This is a genomic window from Pseudomonas sp. GD03903, from assembly GCF_029840045.1.
GTDB classification, from domain to species: domain Bacteria; phylum Pseudomonadota; class Gammaproteobacteria; order Pseudomonadales; family Pseudomonadaceae; genus Pseudomonas; species Pseudomonas pseudonitroreducens.
The window spans coordinates 120575-135784 of record NZ_JAOCBT010000019.1; the positions used below are offsets into that span (position 1 = coordinate 120575).

Here is a 15210-nt window from a genome sequence, read left to right on the forward strand (position 1 = left end):
TCACCACTGGTAACCGACGCCGACGGCAACGCCGGTTTCACCCTGGCTGGTGGTGCTGCCCTGCAGCTTGGTGACCCACTTGCCGTTGTCGGAAATTTTCGACACGCCCACTGCCAGCGCTCCCTGGCCGCGGAAGTTGCCCAGCCCGACGTTGGTCATGCTCGCGCCGGGCGAGTACGGCTGTGGCAGGGTCGCCATGGCCATGGCGCCGGCGATGCCCGAGCTGAGGATGTCGTCCTGTTTCTTCAGGTCGTGACGCAGCGCGTTGTAGCGGGAGTCGGTGTAGTCGTAGAACTGGTTGGAGATGTCGCCCATGCTCTTGTTCAACTGGCCGAGGTTCACCGCATCGGTCGACGCAGTCCCGGCGGCGACGTTGGTGATCTGCCGCTCGGCCCCGACGCTGCCGACCGACACACTGTTGTCGCGCTCGGCCACCGAGTTGGCGCCGATGGCCACCGAGTTGCGCCCCCTGGCCTTGGCGTTGGAGCCCACCGCCGTGCTGTTGTCGGCCAGCGCTTCGGCGCCGGCACCGCCGGCCACCGAGTCGGCGCCGGCCGCCTTCGGCTTGGGCAGGTGGCTGCTGTTGTTCACCTGGAACATGCCGTCGGTACCGTTCTGCACGTTGCTCACGTCGCCTTCGACATGGGTCACCCGGTTGTCGAGGTTGTTGACATTGGTGGTGACGTTGGCGACTTCGGTGTTGACGTTGTGGATGGAGTCGTCGGTGTACTGCTTGGACTCCGTCACGGCGCCATCGAGTTGGCGCAGGTTGACCGCATCGGTGGCCTCCTTGCCGTCGGCGACGTTGCTGAGGGTACGGGTTTCGCCGGTTGCGGCGTTGCCCACCGAGACAGTGCCAACGCTGGCGTTCTCCGCGTTGGAGTACTTGCCGGTGTAGCTTTCCGCGCCGCGACCGCCGTCGCTGGCCCCTTGCCCGAGGGCGACGCTGCCGTCGGCCGAAGCGCTGGCGCCGTCGCCCATGGCCATGGCGCCCTTGCCGCTGGCCTGGGCGTTCGGCCCTACGGCCACTGAGTCGGCACCGCTGGCGACCGAGTCGGCCTTGCTCGAGTTGGCGTGGAAGTACTTGATGCCCCCGCCATTGTTGATGTTGCTGATGCTGCCCTCGACGGTGGTGACGCGGCCGTCGATGTTGGTGACCTGGGCGTTGGTCTCGTTGAGCTGGGACATGTTCACCGCATCGCTGTCGTTCTCGCCGCGAGCAACGTTGGTGATTTTGGTGCCGCCAGTCCTGGTGACGCTGTTGTAGGTGGCTCCACCCATGGTCACGCTGTTGTAGTTGATGCTGCCATCGCCATTCAGGTCGTACTTGACCGAGCCTTCGGTAGCGGCGCCCGATACCTGCTTGAGCTGGGCGACGTTCACCGCATCGGTATCGTCGGCACCAGCCGCCAACCCGGTCACGCGGCGCTCGCCGATATTCACTTCGCCCGTGGCCGTGCCTCCTACCAGGTAGGCCTGGTGGCCAAGGGTGCTGCCATCGGCGACGGAGCCAGCGCCCAGGGCGACGCTGCCGTCATGGCTGGAAACTGCGCCCATGCCGATGGCCACCGAATCCACGCCCGTGGCGGAAGAGTCGACACCGGTGGAGTTGGCATGGAAGTACTTGGTGCCGGTGCTGTAGATGTTCTCGACGTGGTCGCCGAGGTTGGTCACGTCACCTTGCAGGGTGGTGACATCGCCCTCCACGTTGGTCACACGGCCATCGAGGTTGGTGATGTGGGTGGTGTTGGCGTCCACCTGCTGATTGGTCTCGTGCAGCTGCGAACCATTGATCGCATCCGTGGAGGTGGCCGTGATCGAACCCGCCGCCACGTTGGTCAGCACTTGCGCCGCGCCCGGTGCGTAGGCATCGCCACCGGCGGCGATCAACGACAGCTGGTCGGTCCCGGTACGCTGCACCGGCCCCACCGTGCCGTTGCTGATGTTGGTGTTGAAGTTGCTGATATCGGTGGTGTTCTGCTCCACCTGCTGATTGGTCGCGTTCAGCTGTGAGCCGTTGATCGCGTCGGTGGAGCCGGCGCTGACATCGCCCGGCGCCACGTTGGTGATCTTCTGATTGCCGGCATCGATACCGACCGTGGTCACGCTCGGGCCGCCAATGATGGTCAGGCCGTCATTGCTGATCGTGGTGTTGCCGGTGGTCACCGAGTCGAACAGCGGGTTGTCGGCCATCTGCAACTGCAGGTTGCCGTCGGCATCCACCTCGGTTTTCAGGTTCGAGCCAGAGTAGGTGCCGCCAGTGGTGGCAGCCCCTTCGATAACGAAGGTGTCGCCCAGTTTCTTGTCCACTGCACCGGAGTTGCCGACGAAGGTGATCGGCGTGTTGGCCAGGTCGTTGAGCTGCGCGACGTTGACCGCATCGCTGTTGTTTACGCCATTGGCCACGTTGGTGATGGTGGTGCCGCCGGTGTGCGTGCTGTTGTCGTAGCTGTCACCACCGAGGCTGATGCTGTTGTGGGTGCTGTTGTCGTACATCACCGCATCGGCGGTAGCACTACCGACCACGCCTTTGAGCTGCGCGACGTTGACCGCATCGCTGTCCTGGGTGCCGGCGGCGAGGCTGGTGATCTGGCGGAACTTGCCGGTAGCGGCGTCGCCGACGGCAATCGCCCCCAGGGTGCTGGTGGTGGCGCCAATCGCGGCTGCCTGCGCCTGGCTGGCACCACCGGGAACAAATCCGGGCACCCCGGCCGATGTCCCGGCCACCGAACCCGAACCCAGCGCAACGCTGTCCTGGGCCAGTGCCTGCGCTGCGGTCCCGAGAGCCAGCGCATTCTGCTTGCTGGCTATGGCGTTGTTGCCGATCGCTACCGAATCCACGGCGATCGCCTGGGTGCCGGTAGCAGCGCCCGCGGCATCGGTGCCGACGTTGCCGATGGCCAGGGAGTTGGTGCCATCGATCTTGTTGTTCAGGCCGATGCGGCCCCCGTTCACGTACAGCTCGTTGCCCAGGGTCAGGGAGTTGGTGCCATCGCTCTGGGTACCGGTTCCGTAGAAGAGCACCCGGCCGGTCTGGGTGGACTTGTCGGAGGATTTGCAATTGCTGTTGTTGCCGTCGTACTTCCAGCCCTGGTCGCCGCTTACGCCGGTGTCGTGGACAAACACGCAGCCTGAGTCGGTGCTGTCGTTGACGTAGATACCGGCGTTACCGGCGATACCTTTCTCATAGGCCGAGCCGCCGGCAGCGAAGGCGTCGCCGAAGAAGAGGCCGCCCAGGGCGCCCAGTCCGAGGACCGCCAGCGCGCGGCCGCCCTTGCCCGATTTTCGGGCGAACTCACAGGCCACGCACCAGCAATGCTGTGCTCTCGACCAGACGAGACGATAAATCCTGTTCACGAGGGAACTCCTTCCAGGGACGGGCCCTGGCATGGGTAGGGGAAATCAGCGAGAAGAAAGTTCCAGGGCGCGGCTGGACTGGATCAGCAGCTGGCGCTCCATGGCCGCTGGGCGCGATTGCCCCAGGGCCAGTTGGTAGGTGCGCAGGGCGCCCTGGTGGTCCTGGCGGACGTAGTCGAGGTAGGCGCCGGCGAACAATCCGGCTTCACTGCGCAGGTCGCGCTTGACGGCCTCGGGAGCCTGCAGGGCATCGATCTCGGCGAACACCGCGGCACTGTCGGTCTTGCCCAGGTAGAGAGCGACCAGCGCACTTTGCTGTGGCGTGACCGGTTTGATAGCGCGGGCGAGCTTCTGCACCCGCGCCTTGGCCGCCTCAGGCTTGAGCCCGCTGTCACTGGCGCCACGCGCGCCAAGCCAGAGGCTCCACAGCCCGGCATAGGCCTTCACCTGCGGGCTGGGCGAGCGCTTCTGCAGATCGGCAAAGGCCCTCTGGGCCTGGTCGAACCGTCCCAGCGCGGTCAGGTTCACCGCCGACGGCACGGCGATGACCGCTGCCTGATCGCTGTCCTTGAGCGCATCGTAGAACTGCCGGGCGCGCATATGGCGGCCGTTGGCGTCTTCCAGGAAGGCCTGCTCGGCCAGCGCACGGGTACCGCCCTGCCCTTTGGCTCCGGCTTCGCGGAGCAAAGCCTGGGCAGCGGCGAGATCGCCTTCGAGCAATTGTTGATGGGCCAGCATCACCAGCGGCTGGGCAGGTTTCTGCGGCGTCGCCACTGGTGCGGCCAGGGCAGAACCGCTGGCGATCAGCAGGGCAATGGCAAGCGTTGAGAGTGCGCCAGCACGGCGCTGGGCATTGGTTTTCGAGCTGGACTTCATGGTGGCAACTCCGGAAGTGATCGGGTTGCGCACATGCTAGGAAGGCCGGGGTCGGAGCGAACTCAGAGTCCTTCAGGCAGCGCCATCAGACTTCTTCGATAGTCACTCCAGGCTGGCCATGAGCAGTTCGAGTTCGAGGGTAACGGTGACGTCATCGCCTTCGCTCGCATAGCTGAAACGCCCGTTGAGATGCTCGGCGAGCCGCTCGGCGTGACAGCGATCGATGATGCTCTGCGGAGCCATCCGGCCGTGAATTGTCAGCTGAGCGCCAAGCCGTCCATGCTCCCGCGCGGACATGCCCAGGCGCAGGGTGACTGGTGTGTCGCTGTCCGCCTGGACCAGAGCCAGGGCGCTCGCCATCCATTCGGAAAACACTTTCACGTCGAGCCAGACCCGGTCGACATCGATGTCGGGGGCACCGAAGAGGCTCGCTGGCTGCCCGGCCAGGCAACGCCCGATCAAGGCGCGCAACTCACAGGCCACCGGCATCGAAGGCACCTGACCATCCTCCAGGTTGCAGATGCGCCGAAGCCGCGCCAGACGCGCGGTCAGGTCCGCCAGGCCGGGGGTAGCCGGATGCAATCCCATGCCCTCCAGGCGCCCGGCCAGTTCGGAGAGCGATGACAGGTAGAACTCGCTGCGTTGGCGCAGGCGCGCCTCGGCGCCGAGCGCCCGGTCACGCAGTTCGATCAGATGCTCTTCGCTGGAGGTGATGTCCTGCAGTCCGCCGAGCATGCCCGCCGGCTGACCGCTGGAATCACGATAAGGCACCATCCAGTAATGCAGCACGCGCGGCACGCCGAATATCTCGACCCGATTGGTTATGGCAATGGGCACGCCATCGTTGACCAGTCGCCGAAACGCCTCGGGAATCGTCTTGCGTACTGCGGGCGGAAACCAGCGCGCATCGGCAAGCCCCGAATTCAACGCCTCTTCCGCGGTGATGTGGTAGTAATCGAGAAAGCGCTGGTTGCAGAACAGCAACCTGCCATCAATGGTGCGCACGAACATCGGATTCGGCGCGGCATCCACCCGGCCGCGCAACATGCCCAGTTCCAGGGGCAGAGCCTCTGCCGAAAGAGCGCCGACATGGCTCTCCTGCCCCGCCACCAGGCCATTGCGCCGCGCGATTTCGGCCAGCTCCACACTGGAGCCCACATGCAGTTTCTCCAGCAAATGGCCCTTGTAGGTGCTCACCGTCTTGAAGCTGATCCGTAACTGTTCAGCTATGCGCAGATTGGTGTGGCCCTCGGCGATCAGCTGCAGTACCGCCAGTTCGCGGGGCGTCAGGCTCGCAAGCTCTCCGCCATTCCCCGGCTGCATGTATTCCCGTGCGAAGTGGGCGCGGCCGGCCAGGACGTCGGCGATGGCCTTGCGCAGGCCGGCGAGGTCTTCGTCCTTGCTGACGAAACCGCTGGCGCCGGCCTGGAAGCACAACGGCGCAAAATGCGCCGGGTTCTGCCGGCTATACACCAGCAGCTTCTGCAATGGATCGCGTGCGCGCAGCCGGCGCAACAGATCGAGGCCGCCCGCCCCCGGCAGCGCCATCTCGAGGATGACCAGCCCTGGTCGGTGCTCGCGGGCAAGCAGGAGCGCCGAAGGCACGTCGGTCGCCTCGGCGACGCTGGCGAGGCCCATGCTCTCCAGCAGGTCGCGCAATGCGCTGCGCACGATGGTTGTCGGGTCGACAAGGAGCACCGTGATCATTCCCTACCTCCGTCCTGACGCGTCCTTCGACAGATGAGCATAGGCGAGCGCCACGATTGGCAACCCAGCATCGCTGGGCAGCCCCGGAAACGGCCAGTGCAGGGAGCAGCCGTTCACTCAAGCGCGCCTGCTTTCACCGGCGTCCGGGGCAGCCGGTTCGACGCCAGCAGGCGCTGTCAGCCCCTGAAACCCGCCACTCCATGGAGGTGTCTGGGCGCATCAGTCCGGTACCTGCTGGTCGAAGTGCGGCAGGCTGGAGTCAATGGCCACCCAGGGCTGCGCGGAGGCGCACCACAGGTGCAGATTCGGCGCGATGCTCGCAGGGTCCGCCAGCGTGCCGGCCTTGACCGCCAGCATGCCCGGCAGGGCCGCCATTTCGGTGTACAGCGGCGAACCGCAGTGGCTGCAGAAGAACCGACGCACCGGCATACCGCTGCCACCGCGGACCCGGTAGCTGGCGAGGGTCAGCCCATCTACCTGGAACCCCTCGGCCGCTAGCATGACGTTGACTGAAAAAGCACTACCGGACTGTTTCTGGCAATCGCTGCAGTGGCAGACGGCGGTCATGCTGGGACGCTGGGAGCTGGAATAACGAACGCTGCCGCACAGGCAGTTACCCTGGATAGTGCTCATGAGTGCTCTCGTGGATTGCAAGGGGTGATAGTGGCGTTGCGGCAGGAATCCCACTCCCGGGCCTGCACTGCCGTGGCCTGGAAGGTCTTGCGTGCGCGCAGCAGGAGTGGGCACGCCAGTGCGCAGGCAGCAAGCGTGACCATCAGAATGGAGTAGCGAATGGCGCCAGGGTCGGCCAGTACGTAGTCGGTGATAATGCCTATAGCCAAGGGGCCTATGCCGACACCGAGCAGGTTGAGCGCACCGGTGAACAGCGCGATGAACTGCCCGCGCATGGGCGCGGGAGCGATCTCGACGATCAGTGCCGGACCGATGCCGAACAGGCAGACCCACAAGGCTGCGGAAAGCGCCAGGAACGGCAAGGCCAATGCGCCGCTGGGCGCCAGCAGCAGCGGTGTGGCGCATAGCGGCAGCAGCAGGCTGGCGATGATCGCCACACGCAGATTGCCATTGGCCACCCCATGCCGGCGCCAGTATTCGCCCAGCCAGCTGGCGGCGATCACGCCCAGCGGTGAGCTGACGCACATGACCAGTCCCATCGCCATGCCGGCTTCGGCATAGCTCCAGGCAAACTCGCGGACCAGGTAAGTGGGAACCCAGGCACCGCTTCCATACACGGCGGCGTTGTAGAAGCCGATGCCGGCGACGACCGCCACGAAGGTGCGGCGGTTGGCGCGCAGGAAAGCCAGCACCTCTGCCAGTGGCACACCCGGCACCCGCGGCGCCGGCATGCCCCCTGCCCCGCGCTCACGTCGCGGCTCCGGTACGCCGAACATCAGTACCAACACAACCAGGCCTGGCAGCCCGATCGACATCAGCGTGCTCTGCCAGGGTTGCAGAGCGCCAATCAGGGGAAGGCTCAGGGGATGGGCGTTGAAGTAGCCGAGCACCAGGCCGGTGGCGAGCAGGCCAGCGCCGACGCCGACTGGCCCGCCGGCGCCAAACATGCCGAGCGCGCGCCCACGACGTTCCGCAGCGAACAGATCGCTGAGCAGCGATACGGCACCGGGCAGCAAAACCGCCTCCCCCACAGCCACCCCGACTCGCGCCAGGAGCAGATGCCAGAACTGCGTGGCCAGCCCGCTGGCAGCCGTGGCCAGGCACCACAGGCCGATACCGACGATGATCACCCGGCGGCGGTTGCCGCGGTCGATCAAGCGCGCGATCGGCAAGCCGGCCAGCGAGTAGAAGGCAGCGAAGGTGAAGCCGTGCAGCAGCCCCATCCAGGCGTCGTTGACCTGAAGTGACTGCTGGATCGGGCCGACCAGCAGGCTGAGAACCTGTCGGTCCATGATCGAGAAAACATAAGCGAGCACCAGCACACCGAGCGCGTAATTGGCTCTGCGTCGACTGGGTAAGGTGCACGCGCGGTAGGGGGTATCCGTCGTCTGGATAGTCGTTGTGCTGGACATCGACGCTTCGCCTCGCTGGCTTGTTCTTGTAGTCGAGGCCGGGCGGCAGGCCGCCGCCGCGGCGTTGGGTCAGCTCGCTGCCGGGGTCATGGCGGGCTGCTGCCAGAGGTTGTTGTCCTGCCAGAAATTTTCCTTGCGCCAGTGAGCCGGCAACTCCGCTCCGGTGCGCTGGATGACGCCACCGATCAATTGCTTGAGCTGTTGCGCCTGATCGCCGGTCAGCGTCTCCAGGGCGCCGATCTCTGCTGCCTTGGCGCAGGCAAGCCACTGGATAGCCAGTTGCCGACCTCGCTCGGTGAACAGCACGCGCTGGTCCTGCAGCGTCAGCAGATCCTTTTCCTGCCAGGCCTGCAGCTGTGCATCCGACAGCGCCTTGCCGGTGAACTCGAAGACGCGGCGCAGCTCATCGAGCGTCCGCCCTTCGCTGAAGCTGAGAATGCCCAGCAGCTCGAAGTCCTGATCCTCCACCCCCATCGTCTTCAGCAGTTCGCGGATCGGCAATTGCAGCTGGTAGTAGGCACGCCCGAGGAGGAATCCAAGCCAGCTTTCGCCGTAGGTCACGCTCGGCGTGTCGGCAGCGGTGGCTGGCAACAGGCGTCGATAACTGCCGCCATGAAACACCAGGGGAGCCTTGTCGAAGCGATCGAATGCGAGCACCTCGCCCACCAGGATGATGTGGTCGCCCCCTTCGTACTGATAAGTCGTCCTGCACTGAAAACGCGCTGCGCAGCCAGCGAGCAGCGGAATATCAGCGGGCCCGCGTTGCACCTCGAGCTCAGCGAACTTGTCGCCGCCGCTCCTGGCGAAGCGGTTGGACAGGGGCTCCTGATCAGTGGCGAGGATATGCACGGCAAAGTAGGCGCCGTCAGTGAAGGCCGACGCAGAAGAGGACGTGCGGTTGATGCTCCACAACACCATCGGCGGATCGATCGACACCGAGCTGAAGCTGTTAGCGGTCAACCCATAGTCCTGGCCATCCGCGCCACGGGTGGTAACGATGGTCACGCCAGTCGTGAAACAGCCCAGCGCCTGGCGAAAATGCCTGGGATCGAAGTTGGAAGTATTCATCGATTACGACTCCACCGCTGCCTGCCGGGCAGGCAGCGGTTGCTTGCATTCAGGGCGGGGCGGCTCAGCGCTTGAGCAGCGGCATGACCAGGCGGCCGAAGCGTTCGGCCTCCTCGTGGTGCGGGTATCCGGAGAGGCAGAATCCGCTGCAGCCGGCATCGACGAAAGCCAGCAACTGATCGGCGACCTGTTGCGGATTGCCCACCACGGCGATACCGGCACCGGGTCGAACCTCGGTGATGCCCGTCCACAGATGGGGGGTCATCTTGCGCCCAACGGTACGGGAGAGCTCCTTCATCCGCTGGTTTGCAACCGACTCGGCCATCATGTCCCTGACCTGATCGACCCAGCCCGGGTCCGCCCCGTTGACCAGCGTATCGGCCGCTGCCCAGGCTTCCTCCTCGGTTTCCCGGCAGATGATCTGCAGGCGCATCGCAAACTCGATTTCATCGCCGCGGCCATATTTGCCAGCGCGCTCGCGCATCTCGCCGATCTGCTCGGCAATGCGCTCCGGGTAATCGCCCCAGAACAGGTGCACGGAGGAGTGCTTCGCGGAAATCTCCGCTGCATGCTCCGAACCACCGCCGAGGAAGAACGGCGGATGCGGCTGCTGGAATGGCGCCGGGATGACTTTTGGCGCATGCGCCTGGTGGTACATGCCCTGGTACTCCACGCCCTCCTCCGTCCACAGGCGTTTCATCAGCTCGACTTCTTCCTCGAGCTGCTCGTAACGACTTTCCTTCGAGACGATCTGCCCCTCGGCATAGGCGTCTTTCTCGCTGAGGCCGGCGATCAGGTTGATGTACACCCGCCCCTGGGATAGCTGGTCGAAGGTGGCGAACATCTTGGCCTGTGCAACCGGGTGTATGAAGCCAGGCTTCACCGCCACCAGCGCCTTGAGCTTGCGGGTACGGGCGATCAGGAACGAAGCGGTTACCCAGGCATCCCAGCAGAATGGCGTAACGGGGACCAGGACGTAATCGAAACCGGCCTCTTCGGCAGCCACCGCCACTCGCTCGAAATGCTCGAGAGACTGGGCAATGCTCTTGTTCGGATCGCTGAAGGCCGTGGTGTCGCCGATGGTCGGGATGAACCAACCCATCTGCAGGGGTTTCTTGTTATTCATGTTGGACTCTCACGCAGTGGACCTGGACGCGACTACAACAAAGCCTTTGCGATGAAGGAAGTGAATATCTAGAATTCCACGAATGCACAAAATTAATACCAGAAACCTCGACCTGAACTTGCTGGTGGTTTTCACCACGCTGTGGGAAACCCAGAATGTCACCCGCGCCAGCGAGCGCCTGTCACTCAGCCAGTCAGCCGTCAGCCATGCATTGCGCCGTTTGCGCGAGCGGCTGGGCGACGAACTGTTCGTCATCGGCCATGGCGGCCTGGTCCCGACGGCACGCGCCATCGAGCTGATTGGCCCGGTGCGCGACGCGCTGGCCCGCCTCGACGAGGCTCTGGAGGGAGCCGCGCCCTTCGTGCCCACGGCGGCACAGCGCAAGTTCCGCATCGCTTCCGGCGATTTCGTCGAGTTCCTGATCCTGCCGCGGCTGATCCAGCACATCGCGCGCGCGGCGCCGGGGGTGATGATCGAGGTGGTCCCCCTGCCCCCCAACAGCGCGGTTTCGGCGCTGCTCGAAAGCGGCGAGATCGACCTGGTCATCAGCGCGCCAATGACATTTGGAGCAGGCTTGCGCCATGAGCTGATCACCACTGTTCCCTTGCGCACCCTGATCTGGCAGCGCGAAGGTCTGCTGCCTGGCCCATTCCCGCTGGAGCTTTATCTGCAACGGCCCCATGTGGTGATCGAAACCCATCAGCGCGATATCAACCTCATCGACCAGGCGCTGCGGGCTCGGGGCCTGGCCAGACGCATCGGGGTACTGGTGCAGAACTTCATGGCAATGCCGGTGATCGCCTCGCAAACCGGCTACATCTGCAACCTGCCAGGGCCGATCGCAGAGACGTTCGCTGCAACCTTCGGCCTGAGTTGTCATGAACCGCCAGTCGACTTCCCGGCACCGGAGCTGGTGGCGTACTGGCACTCGCGGTTCGATGCCGACCCGGGAATGCTGTGGCTGCGCAAACAGGTGAAGCAGCACGCTCTCCCGCTCTCGCCGGAAGCTCAGCCAAACACCCCGTGAGCCATTGCAGCCAGGAGTCGCCCTGGTGCTGTGCGCTGGACGTCGAACAGGCGATTACACTGGCCACTTCCAGCCCATGACCCGGTACAACAATGACTGCACAATCAAACGTGCGCCTCGCCGTCAGCAGCGACCTCGATTCGCTGATTGAACTGGACGCCATCGCCGGGCTTGAAGCGCGTCGCCTGGAGTTCATCGCGCAAGCCATCTCGGCCGGCCAATGCTGGGTCGCCGTGGAGCCACGTGATGCCTCGATGTTGCTCGGCTATGGCGTGTTGAACGACTCGTTCTTCGAACAAGCCTTCATCCCGCTCATCGTGGTGAGAGATTCGGCGCGACGCCGCGGAGTCGGGTCCGCAATCCTCCTCGCGCTGGAGTCTCAGTGCGGAGCCGCGAAATTGTTCACGTCGACGAATGCCTCGAATGAGCCCATGCGCAGGCTGCTCGACAAGCACGGTTTCATCGCCAGTGGTCAGATCGAGAATCTCGATGAGGGCGATCCCGAGCTGGTATTGGTGAAACTCCGCTACTGACATCGCTGCAGCAGCGCAGACAACTGGCACGGAGCAGACCGTACGGATCATTTGTGCTTGTCCTTGAAGACGAGATTTTCAGCAAATCACCCTCCGATCAGCCTCAGGAAACGAGACGCTGAATTTCAGGACCTTCTCAGAAAACTGCTTTGTCGCGACGTTCAGTGCAGATGCCCAGAATCGGGTTGTGACAGAACCCTTTCTCCTGGAGATTTACGTACGTGAGTAGCACGCGGCGTCGAAGCCGAGGCCGTCCGCACTACATGCCGCGCCGGCGTTTGGCATTGCCTGCAGGCAGCTTTCGGCCAGAAGCGGCCTCTCGCAGCGAGTATGTATTTCGTTGTACGACCAGCTTCAAGGATACCAGCTCAAAGGTGTTCCAAACGCTTCTGCAACACGAGCCAGCTTCTCAGCGGACTTGGCAGAAATAGCGAGAGGCGGCTCTTTGATCATGTAGAACAGATGATCAAGGGCGATGCCCGCCTCGCCGTGTGCAAGGTAGTCCAGAACGATTTCTGCCCCATTCTCAAGCCCCGCCTGGGCCAGTGGATGGTCATCAGGTATGGGGCCGAGCTGCGCATAGGCAGCGGACATCAATGCAGAGACCTCATTCAACACTTCGCAGAGGTCTGCATGTAGCGTAGGGCTCAGCTGACTCATTCCGCCTTACTCCCTGCGGTCAGCGGTTCAGTTTGTTCGAAAGAACCTGAAATGCCAAAGCGATGATTCTGCAAAGGGCTGCAATCGGTTGAATCCACAGCCAGAAGCGGACGCTCGCCGGACAGAAACAACCTTTCGCTCACTCGTGTGGATAAGGCAAGTCATCTGTCGACCGGTGCCAAATAGAATCACGAGCTCGACCAAGCTCCGCATCGTATCTTTTGCAAAGCGACTCGATAACTGCTTTATCAAGCGCCTGATCCGAATTTGAGATCGTCTCACCACAAGTCAGGTACAGGTACAACGCAGCTAACTCCTCGAGTCTTGACGACTCAGATTGCACCTTGAACCGCGATTCATCTACCTCACTGGCATGGATCTCTACGAAAGGGGCATCGCTCTCTCTGTCTTTCATATGCAGTAACGTCCAAGAGCGACTGTTCACAGGGTACGAATCACCTTCTGTGTCCACGTTTCGTCCAGGGCCAAAAAGTAGATCCAGAAAGCACCTGAAGTCTGGACGATCTGCAACGACCACCACCGTATACATGGGCTCCTCCATCATCTGAATTGCTACCCTGCGTTCGGGGAGGCATGAGTCAACGCGGCATTTTTTAATAGCCTGGAAGCAGACGCGTGAGCTATTCCAGCGAGCGAAGCACGTCCATGAACATCGGGTACGACAAATCATGTACCTGCCCATCATCAGCGACCAGGCAACCTGCAGCGCCGGCAAACAACTCCTGCTCATGTGCAGGGATGTCCAATCTACAAACGATCCGATAGCGGAACAGCCAGCCGCTGGGGAGACGGCCGCAAACCTCCACAGTCTGCTGATAGCCCTCAACAGACAGTGGCCCGGAACCATGTGCCTGAGCACGGACGTACGCCTTGCTTCGGGAAGACTCGCTGTTCATTTGTATTCGAAATAGATGACGTGGGAGCCAAGTCTACTCAATGTCCTGAAAATCCTGATGTCAGCTTTGGGTCGGTAGCTGCCTCCCCGCCGAATCAGAGCACAGCAGTCTCTCGATCCAGGAAGCATTCGAACCCACGAGCCCATACCTTAAATCGCACGCGCATCCCCTCTTGCGCCCAAAACAGCGTGTAGGTGTGTTCGCTGTCGTCCCGATAGGTAGCGGAGACGTTCATGGAATTCAAATGCCGGCGTGCAGCTTCCAGGTCTACGGCCACATTGCCCACTGTGTAGATTTCAAAGGATTCACGGTTGCCATTCGACAGCGAGATGCAGTGACCGAAGCCGTCGAAGGAGTAGGCCTGGACTCTACTCAGCAGCTCAGGAAGTTCGGTAAAGCCCATTCCCAGAATCGACGCAGCCCCCATTCTCTGAATGAAGGCATCAGGCTTGCCTCCCAGCTCGTCGAAGTAATACGTGATCAAGGGGCCGAAGACATCCGCCATAAATGCCTGGTTACGGCCAGTGAAAGGGACTTTCCTCACCTTCGCTGGAGCTATGCTTCCGAGCTGCACCTTGGTGGGCCGCTGAGCGAACGAAACACACTGACCGTCATACTCGCCCAGCTCGAACACGGCGGAAAATGTGCAGGTTTTCTCTTGGTCATCCGCCGTCATCGCCGTCAGGGCTGATGCCCCCTTGTAGATGAAATGCCGTCCATCTTCTGCCTGCATCCTCATGACGCAATAGCGCTCGAATCGGGACTCCTTCCATTCATGGCTGAGCAAGGTGGCCTTGACCGACACTCGGCCCTCGGGCAAGAACAGATCCGTCGACGGCGGCAGCGGGGGCTTCGCCATCAATGCGGCGCTCGTTTCGAAGGCCTTTCTGGATACTTTCTTGAGGCCGATGAAGTGATACTGCGTGCCGCCGTCATCGGCAGATTCGCTCAGCACCGTTCGCGTAGCCCCAAGGTGTACCAGGGCGGGAATCAGCCACAGCGGTGGGTCAATCCTTCCGGCGTATCCCGCAATCGCAAGAAAGGCGCCCTCGCGCTCCAAGCGTTCGATGTCAATCGCCTGGCCGGCGCCGCTTTGTGGCGTTATAGAAGCCAAGGCCGCCGACAAGTCATGGCCGTGCGCAGTGGCCGCTGTTACCAGGGTCTCCAATGCCTGTAGCGCAACAGACTCTTCGCGGAACTGTACTCGCAGGTTGATGGATGTTTCAGACATCTTTCCCTTTGCCTCCATGCATTATCGGGCGATCCGCTTGGGAAGACAGACTACCTTAGAAACGAGAAACCGCACCCTCGGGATGCAGCTCAAGGACTTCCAGCCACGGAGACTGCAACCCTACCCACGATGAGTCGGTAGCCACCTATCACCATTGACAGCAGTCGGCCAGAAGCGGACACCAGACCTTGGTAAGATCGGTGCTAATTCCAGCGTTTGAAAGGTCCCAGAAATGACCCGCCATAAGGACACTGAGCAGCCCGAAATTGAGGCGATCCTTGAAGGATTGGACAAGCTACCCGAGGGTGTTGGTCGCTTGTCACTGCTCACCAAGCTGCTGCTGGACGACAGACACGACAGGCATGAGGACGTCGTGTTCGAACTCGGTCTTCTTGGTGATGCCTCAGCAGTACCTGCTATTGCGAAGGCTGTGACCATCCCATTCCCAAGTCTGTTGCAATGGGGAAACCTTACGGAGTTCCGACGCAAATGTGCTTATGCGCTTGCTCGAATCGGCACTGCAGAGGCTCGCTCAGTGCTGGAGAAAATGTCGCGTAGCCTGGAACCAGACCTGAAGGAATCCGGGGAGGAAGGAATGAAAAAGTGGCCGCTGAAGTATTAAAAGTACTCCTGCCCAGTAACGGCAGCTTGTCCGCTATGGGT

At 62.5% G+C, this 15210-nt stretch carries 12 protein-coding genes; 3 read left to right on the top strand and 9 right to left on the bottom strand.

Annotation, left to right across the window (positions count from 1 at the left end; all coding sequences use genetic code 11):
- The 7 genes from N5C91_RS24540 to N5C91_RS24570 form a co-directional block, all read right to left on the bottom strand.
- The gene (locus tag N5C91_RS24540; protein WP_279832634.1) at nucleotides 1-3357 is read right to left on the bottom strand and encodes a YadA-like family protein; all 3357 of its coding nucleotides are present in this window, start codon (nucleotides 3355-3357) and stop codon (nucleotides 1-3) included.
- Between the two features lie 45 nt (nucleotides 3358-3402).
- A complete protein-coding gene (locus N5C91_RS24545; RefSeq protein ID WP_279832636.1) occupies nucleotides 3403-4233 on the bottom strand; it encodes a hypothetical protein in 831 nt (276 codons plus the stop codon).
- A gap of 102 nt (nucleotides 4234-4335) precedes the next feature.
- Nucleotides 4336-5940, bottom strand: a complete 1605-nt coding sequence (locus tag N5C91_RS24550) for a response regulator (RefSeq protein WP_279832639.1) — start codon at nucleotides 5938-5940, stop codon at nucleotides 4336-4338.
- A 219-nt stretch (nucleotides 5941-6159) separates the two neighbouring features.
- A complete protein-coding gene (locus N5C91_RS24555; RefSeq protein WP_279832640.1) occupies nucleotides 6160-6573 on the bottom strand; it encodes a GFA family protein in 414 nt (137 codons plus the stop codon).
- Entirely contained in the window at nucleotides 6570-7985 is a 1416-nt protein-coding gene (locus N5C91_RS24560) for an MFS transporter (RefSeq protein WP_279832642.1), read from the bottom strand. Before N5C91_RS24560 ends, N5C91_RS24555 begins: the two co-directional genes overlap by 4 nt.
- 69 nt (nucleotides 7986-8054) lie before the next feature.
- Nucleotides 8055-9053: a flavin reductase family protein gene (locus N5C91_RS24565; RefSeq protein ID WP_279832643.1), complete on the bottom strand. Its 999-nt coding sequence runs from the start codon at nucleotides 9051-9053 to the stop codon at nucleotides 8055-8057.
- Between the two features lie 64 nt (nucleotides 9054-9117).
- Nucleotides 9118-10179, bottom strand: coding sequence for an LLM class flavin-dependent oxidoreductase (locus N5C91_RS24570; protein WP_279832646.1), 1062 nt, complete (start codon nucleotides 10177-10179; stop codon nucleotides 9118-9120).
- Nucleotides 10180-10303: 124 nt separating this feature from the next.
- Here N5C91_RS24570 and N5C91_RS24575 point away from each other — a divergent pair, with 124 nt between their 5' ends.
- Both N5C91_RS24575 and N5C91_RS24580 read left to right on the top strand, forming a co-directional pair.
- Nucleotides 10304-11206 (top strand): LysR family transcriptional regulator, encoded by a 903-nt coding sequence (locus N5C91_RS24575; RefSeq protein ID WP_279832657.1) that lies wholly within the window; start codon nucleotides 10304-10306, stop codon nucleotides 11204-11206.
- 92 nt (nucleotides 11207-11298) lie between these two features.
- Nucleotides 11299-11739, top strand: coding sequence for a GNAT family N-acetyltransferase (locus N5C91_RS24580; protein ID WP_279832648.1), 441 nt, complete (start codon nucleotides 11299-11301; stop codon nucleotides 11737-11739).
- Nucleotides 11740-12093: 354 nt separating this feature from the next.
- Here N5C91_RS24580 and N5C91_RS24585 read toward each other — a convergent pair whose 3' ends face one another.
- Both N5C91_RS24585 and N5C91_RS24590 read right to left on the bottom strand, forming a co-directional pair.
- Entirely contained in the window at nucleotides 12094-12399 is a 306-nt protein-coding gene (locus N5C91_RS24585; protein WP_279832651.1) for a hypothetical protein, read from the bottom strand.
- Between the two features lie 1011 nt (nucleotides 12400-13410).
- Complete coding sequence (locus N5C91_RS24590; RefSeq protein ID WP_279832653.1) at nucleotides 13411-14547, bottom strand: hypothetical protein; 1137 nt, start codon at nucleotides 14545-14547, stop codon at nucleotides 13411-13413.
- Nucleotides 14548-14779: 232 nt separating this feature from the next.
- On the opposite strand from N5C91_RS24590, the gene N5C91_RS24595 reads away from it, so the two are divergent.
- Nucleotides 14780-15169, top strand: a complete 390-nt coding sequence (locus N5C91_RS24595; protein WP_279832655.1) for a HEAT repeat domain-containing protein — start codon at nucleotides 14780-14782, stop codon at nucleotides 15167-15169.
- Nucleotides 15170-15210: the final 41 nt, after the last annotated feature.

Coding starts and splice junctions, on each gene's coding strand:
- N5C91_RS24545 (WP_279832636.1), bottom strand. CDS start 4,233: ATGAAGTCCAGCTCGAAAACCAATGCCCAGCGCCGTGCTGGCGCACTC.
- N5C91_RS24550 (WP_279832639.1), bottom strand. CDS start 5,940: ATGATCACGGTGCTCCTTGTCGACCCGACAACCATCGTGCGCAGCGCA.
- N5C91_RS24555 (WP_279832640.1), bottom strand. CDS start 6,573: ATGAGCACTATCCAGGGTAACTGCCTGTGCGGCAGCGTTCGTTATTCC.
- N5C91_RS24560 (WP_279832642.1), bottom strand. CDS start 7,985: ATGTCCAGCACAACGACTATCCAGACGACGGATACCCCCTACCGCGCG.
- N5C91_RS24565 (WP_279832643.1), bottom strand. CDS start 9,053: ATGAATACTTCCAACTTCGATCCCAGGCATTTTCGCCAGGCGCTGGGC.
- N5C91_RS24570 (WP_279832646.1), bottom strand. CDS start 10,179: ATGAATAACAAGAAACCCCTGCAGATGGGTTGGTTCATCCCGACCATC.
- N5C91_RS24580 (WP_279832648.1), top strand. CDS start 11,299: ATGACTGCACAATCAAACGTGCGCCTCGCCGTCAGCAGCGACCTCGAT.
- N5C91_RS24585 (WP_279832651.1), bottom strand. CDS start 12,399: ATGAGTCAGCTGAGCCCTACGCTACATGCAGACCTCTGCGAAGTGTTG.
- N5C91_RS24590 (WP_279832653.1), bottom strand. CDS start 14,547: ATGTCTGAAACATCCATCAACCTGCGAGTACAGTTCCGCGAAGAGTCT.
- N5C91_RS24595 (WP_279832655.1), top strand. CDS start 14,780: ATGACCCGCCATAAGGACACTGAGCAGCCCGAAATTGAGGCGATCCTT.